Source organism: Pseudomonas sp. KCJK9111 (assembly GCF_046231935.1).
Lineage (GTDB): Bacteria > Pseudomonadota > Gammaproteobacteria > Pseudomonadales > Pseudomonadaceae > Aquipseudomonas > Aquipseudomonas parafulva_B.
Genome location: NZ_JBJJMO010000004.1, coordinates 91,384 through 105,633 on the forward strand (window position 1 = coordinate 91,384; position 14,250 = coordinate 105,633).

General features: G+C 60.4%; 13 protein-coding genes. 6 read left to right on the top strand and 7 right to left on the bottom strand.

The window, feature by feature from the left end; translation table 11 throughout:
* Positions 1-98: 98 nt before the first annotated feature.
* From ACK59L_RS03170 to ACK59L_RS03185, 4 genes are all read right to left on the bottom strand, one after another.
* A complete protein-coding gene (locus tag ACK59L_RS03170; RefSeq protein WP_409271810.1) occupies positions 99-1,430 on the bottom strand; it encodes a deoxyguanosinetriphosphate triphosphohydrolase in 1,332 nt (443 codons plus the stop codon).
* A 91-nt stretch (positions 1,431-1,521) separates the two neighbouring features.
* Positions 1,522-1,854, bottom strand: a complete 333-nt coding sequence (locus tag ACK59L_RS03175) for a hypothetical protein (protein WP_027916551.1) — start codon at positions 1,852-1,854, stop codon at positions 1,522-1,524.
* Positions 1,851-2,225: a phage holin family protein gene (locus ACK59L_RS03180; protein ID WP_144966533.1), complete on the bottom strand. Its 375-nt coding sequence runs from the start codon at positions 2,223-2,225 to the stop codon at positions 1,851-1,853. The genes ACK59L_RS03175 and ACK59L_RS03180 overlap by 4 nt, the downstream gene beginning before the upstream one ends.
* Before the next feature lie 9 nt (positions 2,226-2,234).
* Positions 2,235-2,549, bottom strand: a complete 315-nt coding sequence (locus tag ACK59L_RS03185; RefSeq protein ID WP_058604531.1) for a YqjD family protein — start codon at positions 2,547-2,549, stop codon at positions 2,235-2,237.
* A 307-nt stretch (positions 2,550-2,856) separates the two neighbouring features.
* On the opposite strand from ACK59L_RS03185, the gene ACK59L_RS03190 reads away from it, so the two are divergent.
* From ACK59L_RS03190 to ACK59L_RS03210, 5 genes are all read left to right on the top strand, one after another.
* Positions 2,857-4,065 carry an ammonium transporter gene (locus tag ACK59L_RS03190; protein ID WP_409271813.1) on the top strand — a complete coding sequence of 403 codons (1,209 nt, stop codon included), beginning with the start codon at positions 2,857-2,859 and terminating at the stop codon, positions 4,063-4,065.
* A gap of 72 nt (positions 4,066-4,137) precedes the next feature.
* Positions 4,138-4,386 carry a glutaredoxin family protein gene (locus tag ACK59L_RS03195; RefSeq protein ID WP_196136300.1) on the top strand — a complete coding sequence of 83 codons (249 nt, stop codon included), beginning with the start codon at positions 4,138-4,140 and terminating at the stop codon, positions 4,384-4,386.
* Positions 4,387-4,495: 109 nt separating this feature from the next.
* Complete coding sequence (locus ACK59L_RS03200; protein WP_409271816.1) at positions 4,496-4,927, top strand: D-Ala-D-Ala carboxypeptidase family metallohydrolase; 432 nt, start codon at positions 4,496-4,498, stop codon at positions 4,925-4,927.
* A gap of 65 nt (positions 4,928-4,992) precedes the next feature.
* Positions 4,993-5,301, top strand: coding sequence for a hypothetical protein (locus tag ACK59L_RS03205; RefSeq protein WP_058604535.1), 309 nt, complete (start codon positions 4,993-4,995; stop codon positions 5,299-5,301).
* A 52-nt stretch (positions 5,302-5,353) separates the two neighbouring features.
* Positions 5,354-6,235, top strand: coding sequence for a pseudouridine synthase (locus ACK59L_RS03210; RefSeq protein ID WP_409271818.1), 882 nt, complete (start codon positions 5,354-5,356; stop codon positions 6,233-6,235).
* Positions 6,236-6,286: 51 nt separating this feature from the next.
* Here the strand turns inward: ACK59L_RS03210 and ACK59L_RS03215 are convergent, their stop codons facing one another.
* Together ACK59L_RS03215 and acnA are read right to left on the bottom strand one after the other, a co-directional pair.
* Complete coding sequence (locus ACK59L_RS03215) at positions 6,287-7,852, bottom strand: PAS domain-containing methyl-accepting chemotaxis protein (RefSeq protein WP_058604537.1); 1,566 nt, start codon at positions 7,850-7,852, stop codon at positions 6,287-6,289.
* Between the two features lie 235 nt (positions 7,853-8,087).
* On the bottom strand, positions 8,088-10,829 hold the full coding sequence (acnA, locus tag ACK59L_RS03220) for an aconitate hydratase AcnA (RefSeq protein WP_409271821.1): 2,742 nt from the start codon (positions 10,827-10,829) through the stop codon (positions 8,088-8,090).
* 225 nt (positions 10,830-11,054) lie between these two features.
* Here acnA and rlmM point away from each other — a divergent pair, with 225 nt between their 5' ends.
* Positions 11,055-12,119 (top strand): 23S rRNA (cytidine(2498)-2'-O)-methyltransferase RlmM, encoded by a 1,065-nt coding sequence (gene rlmM / locus ACK59L_RS03225; protein WP_409271823.1) that lies wholly within the window; start codon positions 11,055-11,057, stop codon positions 12,117-12,119.
* A 369-nt stretch (positions 12,120-12,488) separates the two neighbouring features.
* Here rlmM and ACK59L_RS03230 read toward each other — a convergent pair.
* Positions 12,489-14,014 (bottom strand): IS3 family transposase gene (locus ACK59L_RS03230; RefSeq protein ID WP_409271825.1). Its coding sequence is split into 2 segments (ribosomal slippage): positions 12,489-13,555 and positions 13,555-14,014, totalling 1,527 coding nucleotides; the frame shifts between segments, so codons are not numbered across the junction.
* Between the last annotated feature and the right edge of the window lie 236 nt (positions 14,015-14,250).

The following is a 14,250-nucleotide window of genomic DNA, read 5'->3' on the forward strand; positions in this document are numbered from 1 at the left end:
ATGGTTTGAACTCGGTATCCAAGGTTGGTTGAATTGGATGTAAGTCTTTCCTGATTCAACCGTTTGAAAGCGCAGGCCGACAGATTTTCTACGCATCTTCATGCAGAGCCGGAACGCCCTGTCATCTCCCGTGCCATTTCGCTGGCGTAGCTGTCGGTCATGCCGGCTATGAAATCGATCATTCGCAGGAAAGCCTGATAAAGCGAACCATGGGGGTCGGGGGCATTGTTGCCTAGCAGGTCCAATACCCTACGGCTCTTGAACGAGGGCATGCGCCCCCCATGTTGCTCCAGTGCGGCGCCACAGAAGGTGTTCAACAGGATTTCCAGCGTGGTGTAGGCACCGATCTCGTGAAGCGTCTTGCGCTTGTCCTGAAAAATCTTGTTTCGCGCCATCGCCTTGGCGTGCAGTACGCATCGTTTAGCGGGGCCGTGCATGTGCTCGACAAGATCACCGGTCAAATGGCCGGTGAGCAGTGCATCCTGCTGTTCCACGAAGGCCTGCGCGGCCGCATTGGTCAGGTGTTCGATTGCCTTGCCGCGCAGGATCGCCAACTTGCGGCGCCTCGAGTCACTTGGACCGAGCTGCCTGTAGGTTTCCGGCAGGTCGCTGCCTACCAGATCGAGCAACAGCGCTTCAACTTCAGCGTACTGCAGAAGCTCCATTTCCAGGCCATCTTCCAGGTCGATCAGGCCATAGCAGATGTCATCGGCAGCCTCCATCAAATACACCAGGGGATGCCGTGCCCAGCGCTGATCGTCTACTTGGGGCAAGCCCAGACGAGCTGCAATTTGTTCCAACAGCGGCAATTCGCTCTGGTAACTCCCGAACTTATGCTTTTTGTAGCCCAGGGCATCGGCATGACGCGCGCTCCAGGGGTACTTGAGATAGGTTCCGAGGGTGGCATAGGTCAAGCGGGTGCCCCCATCGAACTGGTGGTATTCCAGCTGCGTCAGTACCCGAAAGCCTTGGGCATTGCCCTCGAAATTGAGGAAGTCGGCACGTTCATCGTCGCGCATGTCGTCCAGCCAACCACGATTGGCGGCCTGCTGAAACCAATGACGGATGGCATCTTCACCGGAGTGTCCGAAGGGAGGGTTGCCGATGTCATGGGCAAGGCAGGCCGACTGCACCACCATGCCCAAGTCACTCGGTTCACACCAGTCAGGCAGGCTTGTACGCAGGGTTTCCCCAACGCGCATGCCAAGGGACCGGCCTACGCAACTCACCTCCAGCGAATGTGTCAGGCGCGTGTGAATGTGATCGTTGCTGGTGACAGGATGAACTTGCGTCTTGCGCCCCAGGCGACGAAATGCGCCGGAGAAAATGATGCGGTCATGGTCTTTGTGAAACGGGCTGCGTCCCAATTCTTCAGCACTGTACTGAGCTTTGCCCAGGCGTTCGCGGGTGAGCAGGGTATGCCAATCCAAGGCGCAGTCTCCAGAAGGGGTTGCAGCGAAGCATACGCCGTGTCAGTGGTTCTTGTCCGCGAACAACCACTGACGCGGCGTGAGGTGGGGATCACCGGCGACGACGGTTGCTCTGCATGAAGAGCTTGACCAAGGGAATCAGGCTGGCACCTAGGCGGACAAGGCGGGGAAGACCACCACTTCGAACGCCCTTGCCTGTCAAAAAGCCCATAGCCACTACCGCCCCTATGCCCCACAAGGGTGCATGCTTGATGCCAAGCCCGGCATGGAGCGAGCTCCCCATGCCGCGTATGCGCCGCACAGGCTCGAGCAATTGGCCGGTTTCATGGCGGATTTCCTGGCGGTGCATTTCCATGCGCAGGCGCAGCAGCGCTTTGCGCAGTTCACGCGGATTACGTGTGTTGGGCAAGTCAGGCAGGTTCATGGCAGAAGGCGCTCCCGATCTTTGGCCAGTTCCTCAAGCGTGGAGTGGAAGGGCGAGGACTCGTCGAACACCGCGCTTTTCAGGCGCAGGCCACAGTACAGCGCTGCCAGTCCATAGAACACGCACAGACCAATTATGCCGGCCAGGCGATAACTGTCCCAGAGCAGAACAAGCACCAACCCGGAAAGCGCTGTCAGCAGCAGCAGCGCGAAAACCAGTGCCAGGCCTGCGAACAGCAACAGGCGCAGGGTTCGTCCTTTCTGCTCCTGCAGTTCGATGCCGAACAGTTCTATATGGCTGTGTAGCAGCCCAAGAACAGCTGCACCGAGCCGCTTGCCAGTGGCACCGGTGCCGATGGCGTCATTGTCCATGAAAACCCCTTAACGACGGTTTGCCAGCAAGCCGATGAACAGGCCCACGCCGGCGGCGATACCAATGGCATGCCAGGGTTTTTCCTGGACATACTGCTCGGCGCTGCCCAGAGCCTCCTGGCTGCGTTCGCGCAATGATTCCTGGGTGACTTCCAGCGCCTCGCGTGCCTGCGCCAGGCGCTCGTGCATCTGTTCGCGCAGCACTTGCGCCTGGTCACCTGCCAGGTTGGCGGTATCGGCCAGCAGCTTCTCCGTGTCGCGGACCAGTGCCTGGAAGTCAGCCATCAGTACATCTTGTGCATGCTTTGCCGAATTGCTGGCCATGTGTCTCTCCCTGTCGGTTGATGTTGGTACTTCGAGTGACGTGGCTACTGGAAGGTTCAAGTCACCACACTGGTACAGGCTTTGCTTGGTTAATGCATCGTTGCAGGGCGCCCTCTGAACGCGCTGCGCTGCTTCGGGGCGCGTGCCACCCGCCACGCCTAAACATTAACCCAAATTGCCCAGACTGCCAGATTGGGCTCCCGTCCATTCGTGGCAAGTGCCCATAACCGCCTTGCCAGGCACTGAAGCGGTGCAGGGTGGGGGTCGACTGAGCATTGTTGGTGCCGCCGACAGGTGCTGCTGCTTCATGGATATGACTTCAAGCGCGATTCAGTCTCAGGTCAACGGTTCAAATACGTTGTTCATACTGGTGGGCGCCATTCTGGTGCTCGCCATGCATGCCGGCTTCGCGTTTCTTGAGGTCGGCACCGTACGCTACAAAAATCAGGTCAACGCCCTGTCCAAGATTCTGAGCGATTTCGCCGTGTCGGCGATCGCCTATTTCTTCGTCGGCTATTGGGTGGCCTACGGCGTTGCGTTTTTCCAGCCTGCCGTAACCCTGGCGGCCGATAATGGCTACGCCTTGGTCAAGTGCTTTTTCCTTCTGACGTTCGCAGCTGCCATACCGGCGATCATCTCTGGCGGGATTGCGGAGCGAGCGCGGTTTGCACCGCAACTGTGCGCCACGGCATTGATCGTGGCACTGGTGTATCCCTTTTTCGAGGGGATAGTGTGGAATGGCAACTTTGGCGTCCAAGCGTGGTTACAGGTGCATGTTGGTGCGCCGTTCCATGATTTTGCCGGCTCGGTGGTGGTACATGCCATGGGCGGCTGGCTGGCGCTGGCTGCGGTTGTGCTACTGGGCCCCAGGCGCGGGCGCTATCGTGAGGGGCGATTGGTCGCGTTCGCGCCCTCGAGCATCCCGTTTCTGGCCTTGGGCTCGTGGATACTGATCATCGGCTGGTTCGGCTTCAACGTGATGAGTGCACAAACCTTGCAGGGCATCAGCGGCCTGGTCGCTATAAATTCATTAATGGCCATGGTTGGCGGCACGCTGGCCGCGCTGCTGGTGGGTCGCAACGACCCAGGGTTTCTGCACAACGGCCCGCTGGCAGGGCTGGTCGCCATTTGCGCAGGCTCCGACATCATGCATCCCGTGGGCGCGCTGGCTACGGGTCTGGTGGCCGGAGTTCTGTTCGTGTGGGCATTCACCGCCGCACAGAACCGCTGGAAGATCGATGATGTTCTGGGTGTGTGGCCCCTGCATGGGTTGTGTGGGGTATGGGGCGGTGTCGCCTGCGGTATTTTTGGGCAGGTCTGGATGGGGGGGCTGGGTGGGGTCAGCGTTTACAGCCAATTGCTGGGAAGCCTGGCCGGTGCAGCCGTGGCGCTGCTGGGAAGCCTGGCCGTCTATGGCGTGATCCGCAAGGTACTTGGCTTGCGGCTCAGTCACGAACAAGAGTTTGAGGGGGCAGATTTGTCCTTGCACCGGATAGGCGCTACGAGCCAGGACTGATACTCAACAGATGCAGACGTCAGTAGGGCGGCATAGAATAACGGCCTGTGCAACTGAGTGAGGATATGTGCCATGTTGCCTGAATGCCAGCTGTTCAGCACCTTGGGTTGTCATTTGTGCGAGGTGGCTGAGGCCATACTGATGCCTTTTGTCGATCATGGATTGCTCGTCGAACTGGTCGACATCGCCGAAAGCGACGCGCTGTTCGAGCGTTATGGCCTTGCAATCCCCGTGCTGAGACGTCGCGACAATGCGGCGGAATTGCTTTGGCCTTTCGATGCCGAACAAGTAGCGGCCTTTTTGAGGCACCCAAACCCCTAGTGGAGCTGTGACCCTGCTCCATTGCAGAAACATCAATACGATGATCCGACTCAGGCACTGGGCGCAGCCTGAGTGTCGACTTCGCCTTCTGTCATCGGATCTGAACGTCATGTTGCTCACCCCACATTTCACCCTCTACGAAATGACCGTCTCCCAGGTCGCGGCCCGGAACAATGTTGATAACACGCCTTCCCAAGCAATCATCGACAATCTTCGTCTGCTGTGCGAAACCCTTGAACAGGTGCGTGCCCTATGGAACGCGCCGATCGTCATCAGCAGCGGATACCGCAGCGAGCAAGTCAACCGGTTGCTCGGCGGCGCCTCCAATAGCCAGCACATGCAGGGGCTCGCCGCTGACTTCACGGTCGTCGAGCGTTCTCCCAGGGACACGGTGCACCGCATCAGCACAAGCCCGATCGCGTTCGATCAGCTCATACTGGAATACGACCGCTGGGTGCACCTGTCTGTAACCCCTGGCATTCCACGCCGACAGGTGCTCACCCTGCGCAAGGGAGCGGGTTACCTCACGGGTCTGGTATGAGACGGATTGACGGCAACGGAAGGATGTTCGTATGCTGTACATAAATACAGTATCAAGGTGAGCCCATGCTCAACGTCGAGCAATTGAAGTACAGCGTCAATCGGATGCCCATCGACAGGGTGGCCGATGCTGTCCTGGAGCTTCGGCTTGAAGGTCTGGTCACCGACGACCGCACGCCTTTCGGCAAGGTGCACTTCAACACCTGCTTTGCAGAGGTCGAGGCGCTGTTCCAGCGGGCTGGCTACCACCGTGGGCTGGATGTGGTGGGTTATGAAGGGCTGGTGTATGCGCTGTACGACCCCAGCCGCTGGGAGCCTGTCCAGGTGCTGCGCTGGCTCAAGGCGCGCAGCGAGTCGCTGGCCCAGGCTGGCTGATCGGCGGGGCTTGAAGGATAATACGCCGCCAAGCCAGGTTCCGAGCCCGACGATGACTCCATTCGACCCCGCCCGACTGCAAGCCAGCACGGTATGTCTGCCTCCTGGTCCATGGGATACGGTGCTCGATTGCTTGTGCGATCACTTCAAGGCCATTGACCGTAGCCAGTGGGTGGACCGTTTTGCCCGGGGACGGGTGCTGGGCGCGGACGGCCAGGCTATTTCGGCCGGTCATCCCTACAAGCGCGGTCTGCGTCTGCACTATTTTCGCGAAGTGCCGAACGAGCGAGTGATTCCCGTGCAGGAAGTGATATTGCATGTGGACGAACACCTGGTGGTAGCTGACAAACCCCATTTTCTGCCGGTCACCCCTGGGGGTGAGTACGTGGAGCAGACCTTGCTGCGCCGTCTCATCCATCGGCTGGACAATCCGCACCTGGTGCCCCTGCACCGCATTGACCGGCACACGGCGGGGCTGGTGCTGTTCTCGGCCAACCCTGAGTCACGCAGCGCTTACCAGCGCTTGTTTCCAGAGCGGCGGATCGAGAAACGCTATCAGGCCATTGCTGCAGCGCTTGGGCAACATACCTTCCCCCTGGTGCACCGCAGCCGCCTGGAACACGGAGAGCCGTTCTTTCGCATGCATGAGGTGCAAGGGCCGGCCAACAGTGAGACGCACGCCCGCGTATTGGAAAAGAACGAGGAGCAGTGGCGGTATGAACTCTCGCCCATCACGGGCAAGACGCATCAGCTGCGGGTACACATGGCAGCTTTGGGAGCAGGCATCAGTAACGACCCGTTCTACCCGGCATTGCTTGATGTAGAGGATGACTATCAACGGCCGCTGAAATTGCTGGCGCAAAGCCTGAGTTTCGATGATCCGTTGACCGGGCAGGCCCGTCATTTCGAAACCCGTCTGCGGCTTGACTGGTAGCGTTGATCATGCAAAGGGTCGACGATGCCGACCCCGCGCGGGCTATCCGATCTAGCGGTTGAACCGCTCCACCAGTGAATATTGGCTACCGGCCGTGCTGTTAAGGGCCTCACTCAGCACTGCCGAGTGCTGTGCCTGCTCAGCAGTTTGGTCGGCCAGGTCGGCAATGGTGCTGATGTTACGGCTGATCTCGTCGGCCACCGCAGTCTGTTCCTCGGTCGCAGCGGCAATTTGCGTGGCCATGTCGGTGATGTTCGCCACGGCTTCACTGATGCCCACTAGCGCCTCGTCAGCCTGCATGACCCGATCGACACCTTCCTGGGCCTGGCGGTGCCCGCTTTCCATGGTCGTCACGGCGTTGCTGGCAGTTTGCTGGAGCTTGGCGATCAGGCCGTGAATCTGCCCGGTCGATTCAGCCGTGCGCTGGGCCAGCTGCCGCACTTCGTCGGCAACCACGGCGAAGCCCCGGCCCATTTCGCCTGCCCGTGCCGCTTCGATGGCGGCGTTCAACGCCAGCAAGTTGGTCTGGTCGGCAATGCCCTTGATGACATCGACCACACCGCCGATCTCGTCGCTGTCCTTGGCCAATTGCGTCACGGTCTGCCCAGTTTCTCCAACTGCCGCTGACAAGCGTTCGATGGCTGCCCGGGTTTCACCGGCAATTTGACGGCCCTGGCCTGTCAAGCGATTGGCCTGCTGGGTCGCATCGGCGGTGCGTTGTACATGGTTGGCCACCTCCTGGGTGGTGGCGGCCATCTGGTTCACTGCGGCAGCGACCTGTTCGGTTTCCACACGCTGGCGCTCCAGGCCTGATGAACTCATATGCGCCAGCTCGTCTGACTGACGCGCCTGATCGCTCAGGTGCTCGGCGCTGTCCTGCAACCGTGTCAGGCAGGTCTTCATCCGGGCATCCTGGCTGAGCATGGCCATTTCCAGGCGCGCCTGCACGCCGCGGCTGTCGGTATACATCTGCGCAATCAGTGGATCGGAAGTGGTCTGTTCGGCCAGGCGCAACAAGCGCTTGAGCCCACGTTGTTGCCAGGTCAGGCCGAGCAGGCCCAGGGGGACCGACAACGCTGCCGCCAAGGCAAAACCCCATGAGTGTCCGAGCCAGTTGCCGATGAGGAAGCCTATCTGGCTGATCAGGATGAATGGCAACCAGTCCTGCAACACGGGTAACCAACGATCACGCCGCGGCACAGCAGGCTTGCCTTGGTTGATACGCTGGTACAGGGCCTCGGCCCGGCGAATTTGCTCGGCAGTGGGCTTGACGCGCACCGACTCGAAGCCGACGACCTGATTGTTGTCGAAAATCGGTGTGACGTACGCATTGACCCAGTAGTGGTCACCCGACTTGCAGCGGTTTTTGACGATGCCCATCCAGGGCAGGCCCTGCTTGAGGGTCTGCCACATGTGAGCAAATACGGCAGGCGGCACATCAGGATGACGCACCAGGTTGTGCGCTGCGCCCATCAATTCATCGCGGGTGAAACCACTGATTTCGATGAAGGCATCGTTGCAGTAAGTGATCACGCCTTTGGCATTGGTGGTGGAAATCAACCGCTGCTTGGCAGGGAAAGTCCGTTCTCTCTGGGTAATGGGCTGGTTGTTGCGCATGGCTAGGATGTCCGCAGGGCTTTGGACTGGTATCGGCACGGTGCGCGCTTTATTGAGGGAATATTTCCAGGAATTGACCCATGGCAGTGCATGGCAGATACGGGTGGGCTACTGGCATTTCGCGGTCGGTTCCCACTGCGATTTTCACAGGTACTTTGGTGGAGGGGAGGCTAGCAAGGGCAGACTGGAAGACGGAGGGTGCCAGCCTGCGCACAGACTGGCACCCGCGCGGGGCCTACGCGGCGATCAACTGACGCAGCACGTAGTGCAGGATCCCACCCGCCTTGAAGTACTCCACTTCATTGAGGGTGTCGATCCGGCAGAGCACGTCGATCTGCTCCTTCGTGCCGTCTTCGCGGAGGATGGTCAGTGCCAGGCTCATGCCCGGCACAATGGCAGCCCCCTCCAGGCCAGTGATATCGATCTGCTCTCTACCCGTCAGGCCGAGTTGTTTACGGTCCTGGCCTGTCTTGAACTGCAACGGCAGCACGCCCATGCCAACCAGATTGGAGCGGTGAATACGCTCGAAGCTTTCGGCCAGCACTGCCTTCACGCCAAGTAAATTCGTGCCCTTGGCAGCCCAGTCGCGGCTGGAGCCTGTGCCGTATTCCTGGCCGGCGATCACCACCAGGGGCGTGCCTTGCTGCTGGTAGCGCATGGCGGCGTCGTAGATCGAGAGTTTCTCGCCGCTTGGCACATGCACGGTATTGCCGCCTTCTTCGCCTGCAAGCATCTCGTTGCGGATGCGAATATTGGCGAACGTACCGCGCATCATGACTTCATGGTTGCCGCGCCTTGACCCGTAGGAGTTGAAATCGCGAGGCTCCACACCCTTCTCGCGCAGATAACGACCCGCAGGGCTATCGGCCTTGATATTGCCGGCCGGAGAGATGTGGTCCGTTGTGACCGAGTCGCCCAGCAAAGCCAGGATGCGGGCGTTGTGGATATCGGTGATCCGAGGCGCCGGTCCTTCGATACCTTCGAAGAAAGGGGGGTGCTGAATGTAGGTCGAGTCCTCTTGCCATACGTACGTGGCAGCCTCAGGCACTTCGATAGCCTGCCACTGCTCGTCGCCCGCGAACACTTCGGCATATTCCTTGTGGAACATGGCCGTGCTTACCTTGGCCACAGCCTCGGCGACTTCTTGCTGGCTAGGCCATATGTCCTTCAGATAGACCGGCTGCCCGTGCTTGTCGGTGCCCAATGGATCCTGGGTCAGGTCGACTTTCACGCTACCAGCCAGTGCATAAGCCACGACCAGAGGCGGTGAGGCGAGCCAGTTTGTCTTGACCAGTGGATGCACGCGTCCTTCGAAGTTACGGTTGCCGGATAACACCGAGGCGACGGTCAGGTCGGCGCTGCTGATGGCGTTTTCGATAGGCTCGTCCAAGGGGCCTGAGTTGCCGATGCAGGTGGTGCAGCCATAACCGACGAGATCAAACCCGAGCTCGTCGAGGTAGGGCGTCAGACCGGCCGCCTCGAAGTATTCGGTGACCACCTTGGACCCCGGTGCCAGCGAGCTTTTCACCCATGGCTTGCGCTGCAAACCTTTCTCGAGGGCTTTCTTGGCCACAAGCCCGGCCGCCATCATCACACTGGGGTTGGAGGTGTTGGTGCAGGAAGTGATGGCCGCAATGACCACGGCGCCGTCGCGCAGGGTGTGGGTCTGGCCTTGGTGACTGTAGTCGGCTTCACCCGCCTGATCGGCATTGCCCACGGCAACGCCACCCCCGCCCTCGCTCTCAAGCCTGCCGACTTCTTTGGCGGCAGGTTTGGGTTGCAGCTCGACGAACTGTTCGAACGCCTGCTTGACCTGGGCTAGGGCAACCCGGTCTTGCGGACGCTTGGGGCCGGCCAGGCTGGACTCAACCTCATCCATGTCCAGCGCCAGCGTGTCGCTGAAGATGGGCTCCTGCCCAGGCAGGCGCCACAACCCCTGAGCCTTGCAGTAGGCCTCGACCAGTTGCACGGTTGCTTCAGGTCGACCCGACAGGCGCAGGTAATCCAGCGTCACTTGATCGACGGGGAAGAAGCCACAGGTCGCGCCGTACTCCGGAGCCATGTTGGCAATGGTGGCGCGGTCAGCCAAGGGCAGTTCGGCCAGACCGTCGCCATAGAACTCCACGAACTTACCTACCACGCCTTTCTTGCGCAGTATCTGGGTGACCGTCAGGACAAGATCGGTGGCTGTGATCCCTTCGCGCAGCTTGCCCGTGAGCTTGAAGCCGATGACCTGTGGGATCAGCATCGACACAGGCTGGCCAAGCATGGCGGCCTCCGCCTCGATGCCCCCCACGCCCCAGCCCAGCACGCCCAGGCCGTTGATCATGGTGGTGTGGGAGTCGGTGCCGACCAGCGTGTCCGGGAAGGCATAGGTGCGGCCGTCGGCTTCGCGGGTCCACACGGTACGCCCCAGGTATTCGAGGTTCACCTGGTGGCAGATGCCTGTACCAGGCGGTACCACACTGAAGTTATCGAAGGCACTCTGGCCCCAACGCAGGAACGCATAGCGCTCGCCGTTGCGTTGCATCTCGATGTCGACGTTCTCGCCAAAGGCCTGCGGTGTCCCGTATCGATCAACCATCACGGAGTGGTCGATCACCAGGTCCACAGGCGAGAGCGGGTTGATGCGCTGGGGATCGCCGCCAGCCTTGGCCATGGCCGCGCGCATGGCAGCGAGGTCCACCACGGCTGGCACGCCGGTGAAGTCTTGCATCAGTACACGCGCGGGGCGGTACTGGATTTCGCGGTCCGAGCGCTTTTCAACGAGCCACTGGGCCAGTGCCTGCAGGTCTTCACCGGTAACGGTCTTGCCGTCCTCCCAGCGCAGCAGGTTCTCCAGCAGCACCTTGAGCGACATGGGCAATTGCTGCAGGTCCCCGAGCTGCCGAGCAGCTTTCGGAAGGCTGAAGTAGTGATAGGTCTTGTCACCGACATCGAGCGACGTGAGGGTATTCAGGCTATCGAGCGAGGGCATTGCCAACTCCTTCTGAGCCGGTGCCCGGCAACGTCTCGAAGGGCTGCCGGTGGCACCGCTGTGTACAGGCCCGCACGGCACGGGTCCGACTGAATGGTCAGGTTAGTCCTGTTTGCCTGACCTGACCCTTTTCTGGACCAGCGGGGCATGTCCCAGGTTCCGATCTTCCTTTATCATCGCCGCCCTGCCGGCGCCTGTGTCGCGCCAGCCGTCGTGGAGTGAGAGATGGAAACCCTGTTCATGCATTGCCGGCCCGGCTTCGAGGGTGAGGTGTGCGCCGAAATCAGTGAACATGCCGCCCGCCTGGGGATTGCCGGCTATGCCAAAGGCAAGCCTGGCAGCGCCAGCGCCGAGTTCGTCTGCAGCGAGCAAGGCGGTGCCGAGCGCTTGATGCAGGCAGTGCGGTTCAACCAGCTGATTTTCCCAAGGCAGTGGGCGCGTGGCGCGTTCATCGAGTTGCCCGAGAGCGATCGTATCAGCGTGTTGTTGGCGTACCTTGCCGACCAGCCGGTGTTCGGCAGCCTGTGGCTGGAGGTGCTCGACAGCAACCAGGGCAAGGAACTGTCGACGTTCTGCCGCAAGTTCGAAACCCCATTGCGCAAGGCGTTGGAAAACGCCGGTCGCCTGGTGGATGACCCGAATCGCCCACGACTGCTGTTGACGTTCATCAGTGGCCGCCGGGTGTTCGTCGGGCAGGCTTTTGCTGACAACAGTGCCTTATGGCCGATGGGCATTCCCCGCTTGAAATTCCCCCGTGAAGCGCCCAGTCGCTCGACCTTGAAGCTGGAGGAGGCCTGGCATCAGTTCATTCCACGCGAGCAGTGGGAGCAGCGGCTGGGCGATGACATGACCGGTGTCGACCTGGGGGCCTCACCGGGTGGGTGGACGTATCAGCTGGTACGGCGGGGCATGTTGGTGACCGCCATCGACAATGGTCCGATGGCCGAGAGCCTGATGGACACGGGGCTTGTCCAGCATTTGATGGCCGATGGCTTTACCTGGCAGCCCAAGCACCCGGTGGATTGGATGGTGTGCGACATCGTCGAGAAACCGGCGCGGACGACGGCCTTGATCGAGACGTGGTTGGGGGAGGGGTTGTGCCGCGAGGCGGTGGTGAACCTGAAGCTGCCGATGAAGCAGCGTTATGCTGAGGTGCGGCGGTTGCTCGATCGCATGGAGGCGACATTCAAGGCCCGGAAGGTGAGGGTGCTGATTGCGTGCAAGCAGCTGTATCACGATCGTGAAGAGGTGACGTGTCATTTGCGGCGGGTTGATTTGAAGGGGCGGTGAGGGTCTAATGAGGCCGAGCCAGGCGTGACCCGTACGGCCTTCATCCAGACCAGCCCCTATAAATCGAGCTGTTGCTGTTGCTGTTGCTGTTGCTTTGGCTTTGGCTTTTGCTTCTAAGCGCGCGGTAGCCCAGGCGCCGCAGATCGCGACTTCAGGAGGCCGAGCGCAGGGCTTGCGGAGGGAGGTGACAGGCATGGATGCCTGTCAAGCGCTGGGCCCCAGGATGGGGCCTGCAGCGCGGTCCTCCCGGGAGCAAGCCCGGAGCGAGGGGACCCCGGAGCGCAGCGCAGGGGCCGGATGATAGGAGCAGGCGGTTTTTGCTTACTTTTTGACAAGACGGTATGTGTCAAGGTAGTTGTCGTGTTTTGCCTAACCGACTTGCTGCTGGGCATCTCGCTCACGATTCAGATACACATGGCCAGGCAGCTTCCAGCTACGGATTCCTCGAGCCCAGCGTTCTGGATTCCCACGCTGAGCCGCCTCGTACACCCGTTCACGCTGATTCAGCGCAGCAGCATCCTGCCTCCCATGTCGCTGCGCAGGAGTGACGTATTTAAGCGCGCTATGGCGGTGTTCATTGTTGTACCAGGCAGCAAACTCCATGACCCATACCCGAGCCTCGTCCAGTGATCCAAATGGCAGGCTTGGCCATCGCGAGCAGTACTTGGCCGTGCGGAACAAGGCTTCGGCATAGGCGTTATCGTTGCTGACCCGCGGGCGGCTGAACGATGGCAGCACACCCAGATCACGCAGAGCGGCCAACATTGTCGCGCCTTTCATCGCACTGCCATTGTCTGAATGAAGCACCAATGTTTCCGGGCCGATTGCTTCACGCAGACAGGCACGTTCCAGCAAGACGCTGGCATGTTCAGCGCTCTCTGCCTCGTGTACCTCATTCATGACCAGCTTGCGGCTGTAGATATCTTTGACCATGTACCAGTAGAAGTAACGGCCTTTGACTGTGCTGGGCAGCCAGGTGATATCCCAGCACCAAACCTGGTTCGGGCCGTCTGCCCTGTGCGTTGTAAGCGGTCTGGCTTGGGGCTTTCTGCCGCGCCCACGCCGATGTGCCTGGCCTGCTGACTTGAGCACTCGATAAAAGGTGGATTCTGAGGCCAAGTAAAGGCCTTCATCTGCCAACTTCGGCACGATTTCATGTGGAGTGAGGCCTGCACAGTCAGGACGGTTGGCTGCTGCCAGAACCGCCAGCCGCTCCTGCTCGCTCAGTTTGTTGGCCGGCGTTGGGCGACTCGTTTCAGGCCGCCGGTCTTTAGGTTGGTTGCGCCACCGCTGCAAGGTGCGCTCGGTGATGCCCAGCTCTGTGCAGGCTGCACGCTGACGAGCGCCTGACTCGATAGCCGCATCGATCAACTCAAGGGCAGTGGTGCGATCTGCGGCGCTGGTCATTCGTCCTCGCCCTTGCCCCAGATCGCATTGGCCTTTTTTCGCAGCACCAACAACGCTGCTGTTTCTGCCAAAGCCTTTTCTTTGCGCCGCAGCTCACGCTCCAATTGCTCAATACGCTTGACCGAAGCAATATCTTTGGCGGGTTCCTGCTGGGTAGGCGTATTGGCTTGCTCACACGCCGTACGCCACAACACCAAGTCCGCCGGCACAATGCCTGCGCTACGGCAGTATGCCGAAATCTCTGCCTCGCTCATTGCGGCTGTTTGGAGCACTGCTCTGAACTTGTCAGCGCTGCTCCAGCGCCCGTTGCGCTTACCTGTTCCTGCCATCTGTGCTCCTTGGGTCTTGGCTTCGTTACGCCAAGTCCTGAGTGTGACAGCAGTGATGCCCGTTTGCTTGGCCAGCTCTACGACCGTACGGCTGATCGGTGCCGACATTTGCTCCAGCGCCCAGGCTTTTTCCTCAGCGGTATAACGTCGTTGCTTCATGGGACAGTCCTAGCCCTCCATCTGTTGAACGGGGCGACAACTATCCTGACATGGAGGGTCTTGTCAAAAAGTAAGCAAAAACCGCCTGCTCCTATCATCCGGCCCCTGCGCTGCGCTCCGGGGTTCCCTCGCTCCGGGCTTGCTCCCGGGAGGACCGCGCTGCAGGCCCCATCCTGGGGCCCAGCGCTTGACAGGCATCCATGCCTGTCACCTCCCTCCGCAAGCCCTGCGCTCGG

Coding starts and splice junctions, on each gene's coding strand:
- ACK59L_RS03175 (WP_027916551.1), bottom strand. CDS start 1,854: ATGAACCTGCCTGACTTGCCCAACACACGTAATCCGCGTGAACTGCGC.
- ACK59L_RS03195 (WP_196136300.1), top strand. CDS start 4,138: ATGTTGCCTGAATGCCAGCTGTTCAGCACCTTGGGTTGTCATTTGTGC.
- ACK59L_RS03210 (WP_409271818.1), top strand. CDS start 5,354: ATGACTCCATTCGACCCCGCCCGACTGCAAGCCAGCACGGTATGTCTG.
- acnA (WP_409271821.1), bottom strand. CDS start 10,829: ATGCCCTCGCTCGATAGCCTGAATACCCTCACGTCGCTCGATGTCGGT.
- ACK59L_RS03190 (WP_409271813.1), top strand. CDS start 2,857: ATGGATATGACTTCAAGCGCGATTCAGTCTCAGGTCAACGGTTCAAAT.
- ACK59L_RS03185 (WP_058604531.1), bottom strand. CDS start 2,549: ATGGCCAGCAATTCGGCAAAGCATGCACAAGATGTACTGATGGCTGAC.
- rlmM (WP_409271823.1), top strand. CDS start 11,055: ATGGAAACCCTGTTCATGCATTGCCGGCCCGGCTTCGAGGGTGAGGTG.
- ACK59L_RS03215 (WP_058604537.1), bottom strand. CDS start 7,852: ATGCGCAACAACCAGCCCATTACCCAGAGAGAACGGACTTTCCCTGCC.
- ACK59L_RS03200 (WP_409271816.1), top strand. CDS start 4,496: ATGTTGCTCACCCCACATTTCACCCTCTACGAAATGACCGTCTCCCAG.
- ACK59L_RS03205 (WP_058604535.1), top strand. CDS start 4,993: ATGCTCAACGTCGAGCAATTGAAGTACAGCGTCAATCGGATGCCCATC.
- ACK59L_RS03180 (WP_144966533.1), bottom strand. CDS start 2,225: ATGGACAATGACGCCATCGGCACCGGTGCCACTGGCAAGCGGCTCGGT.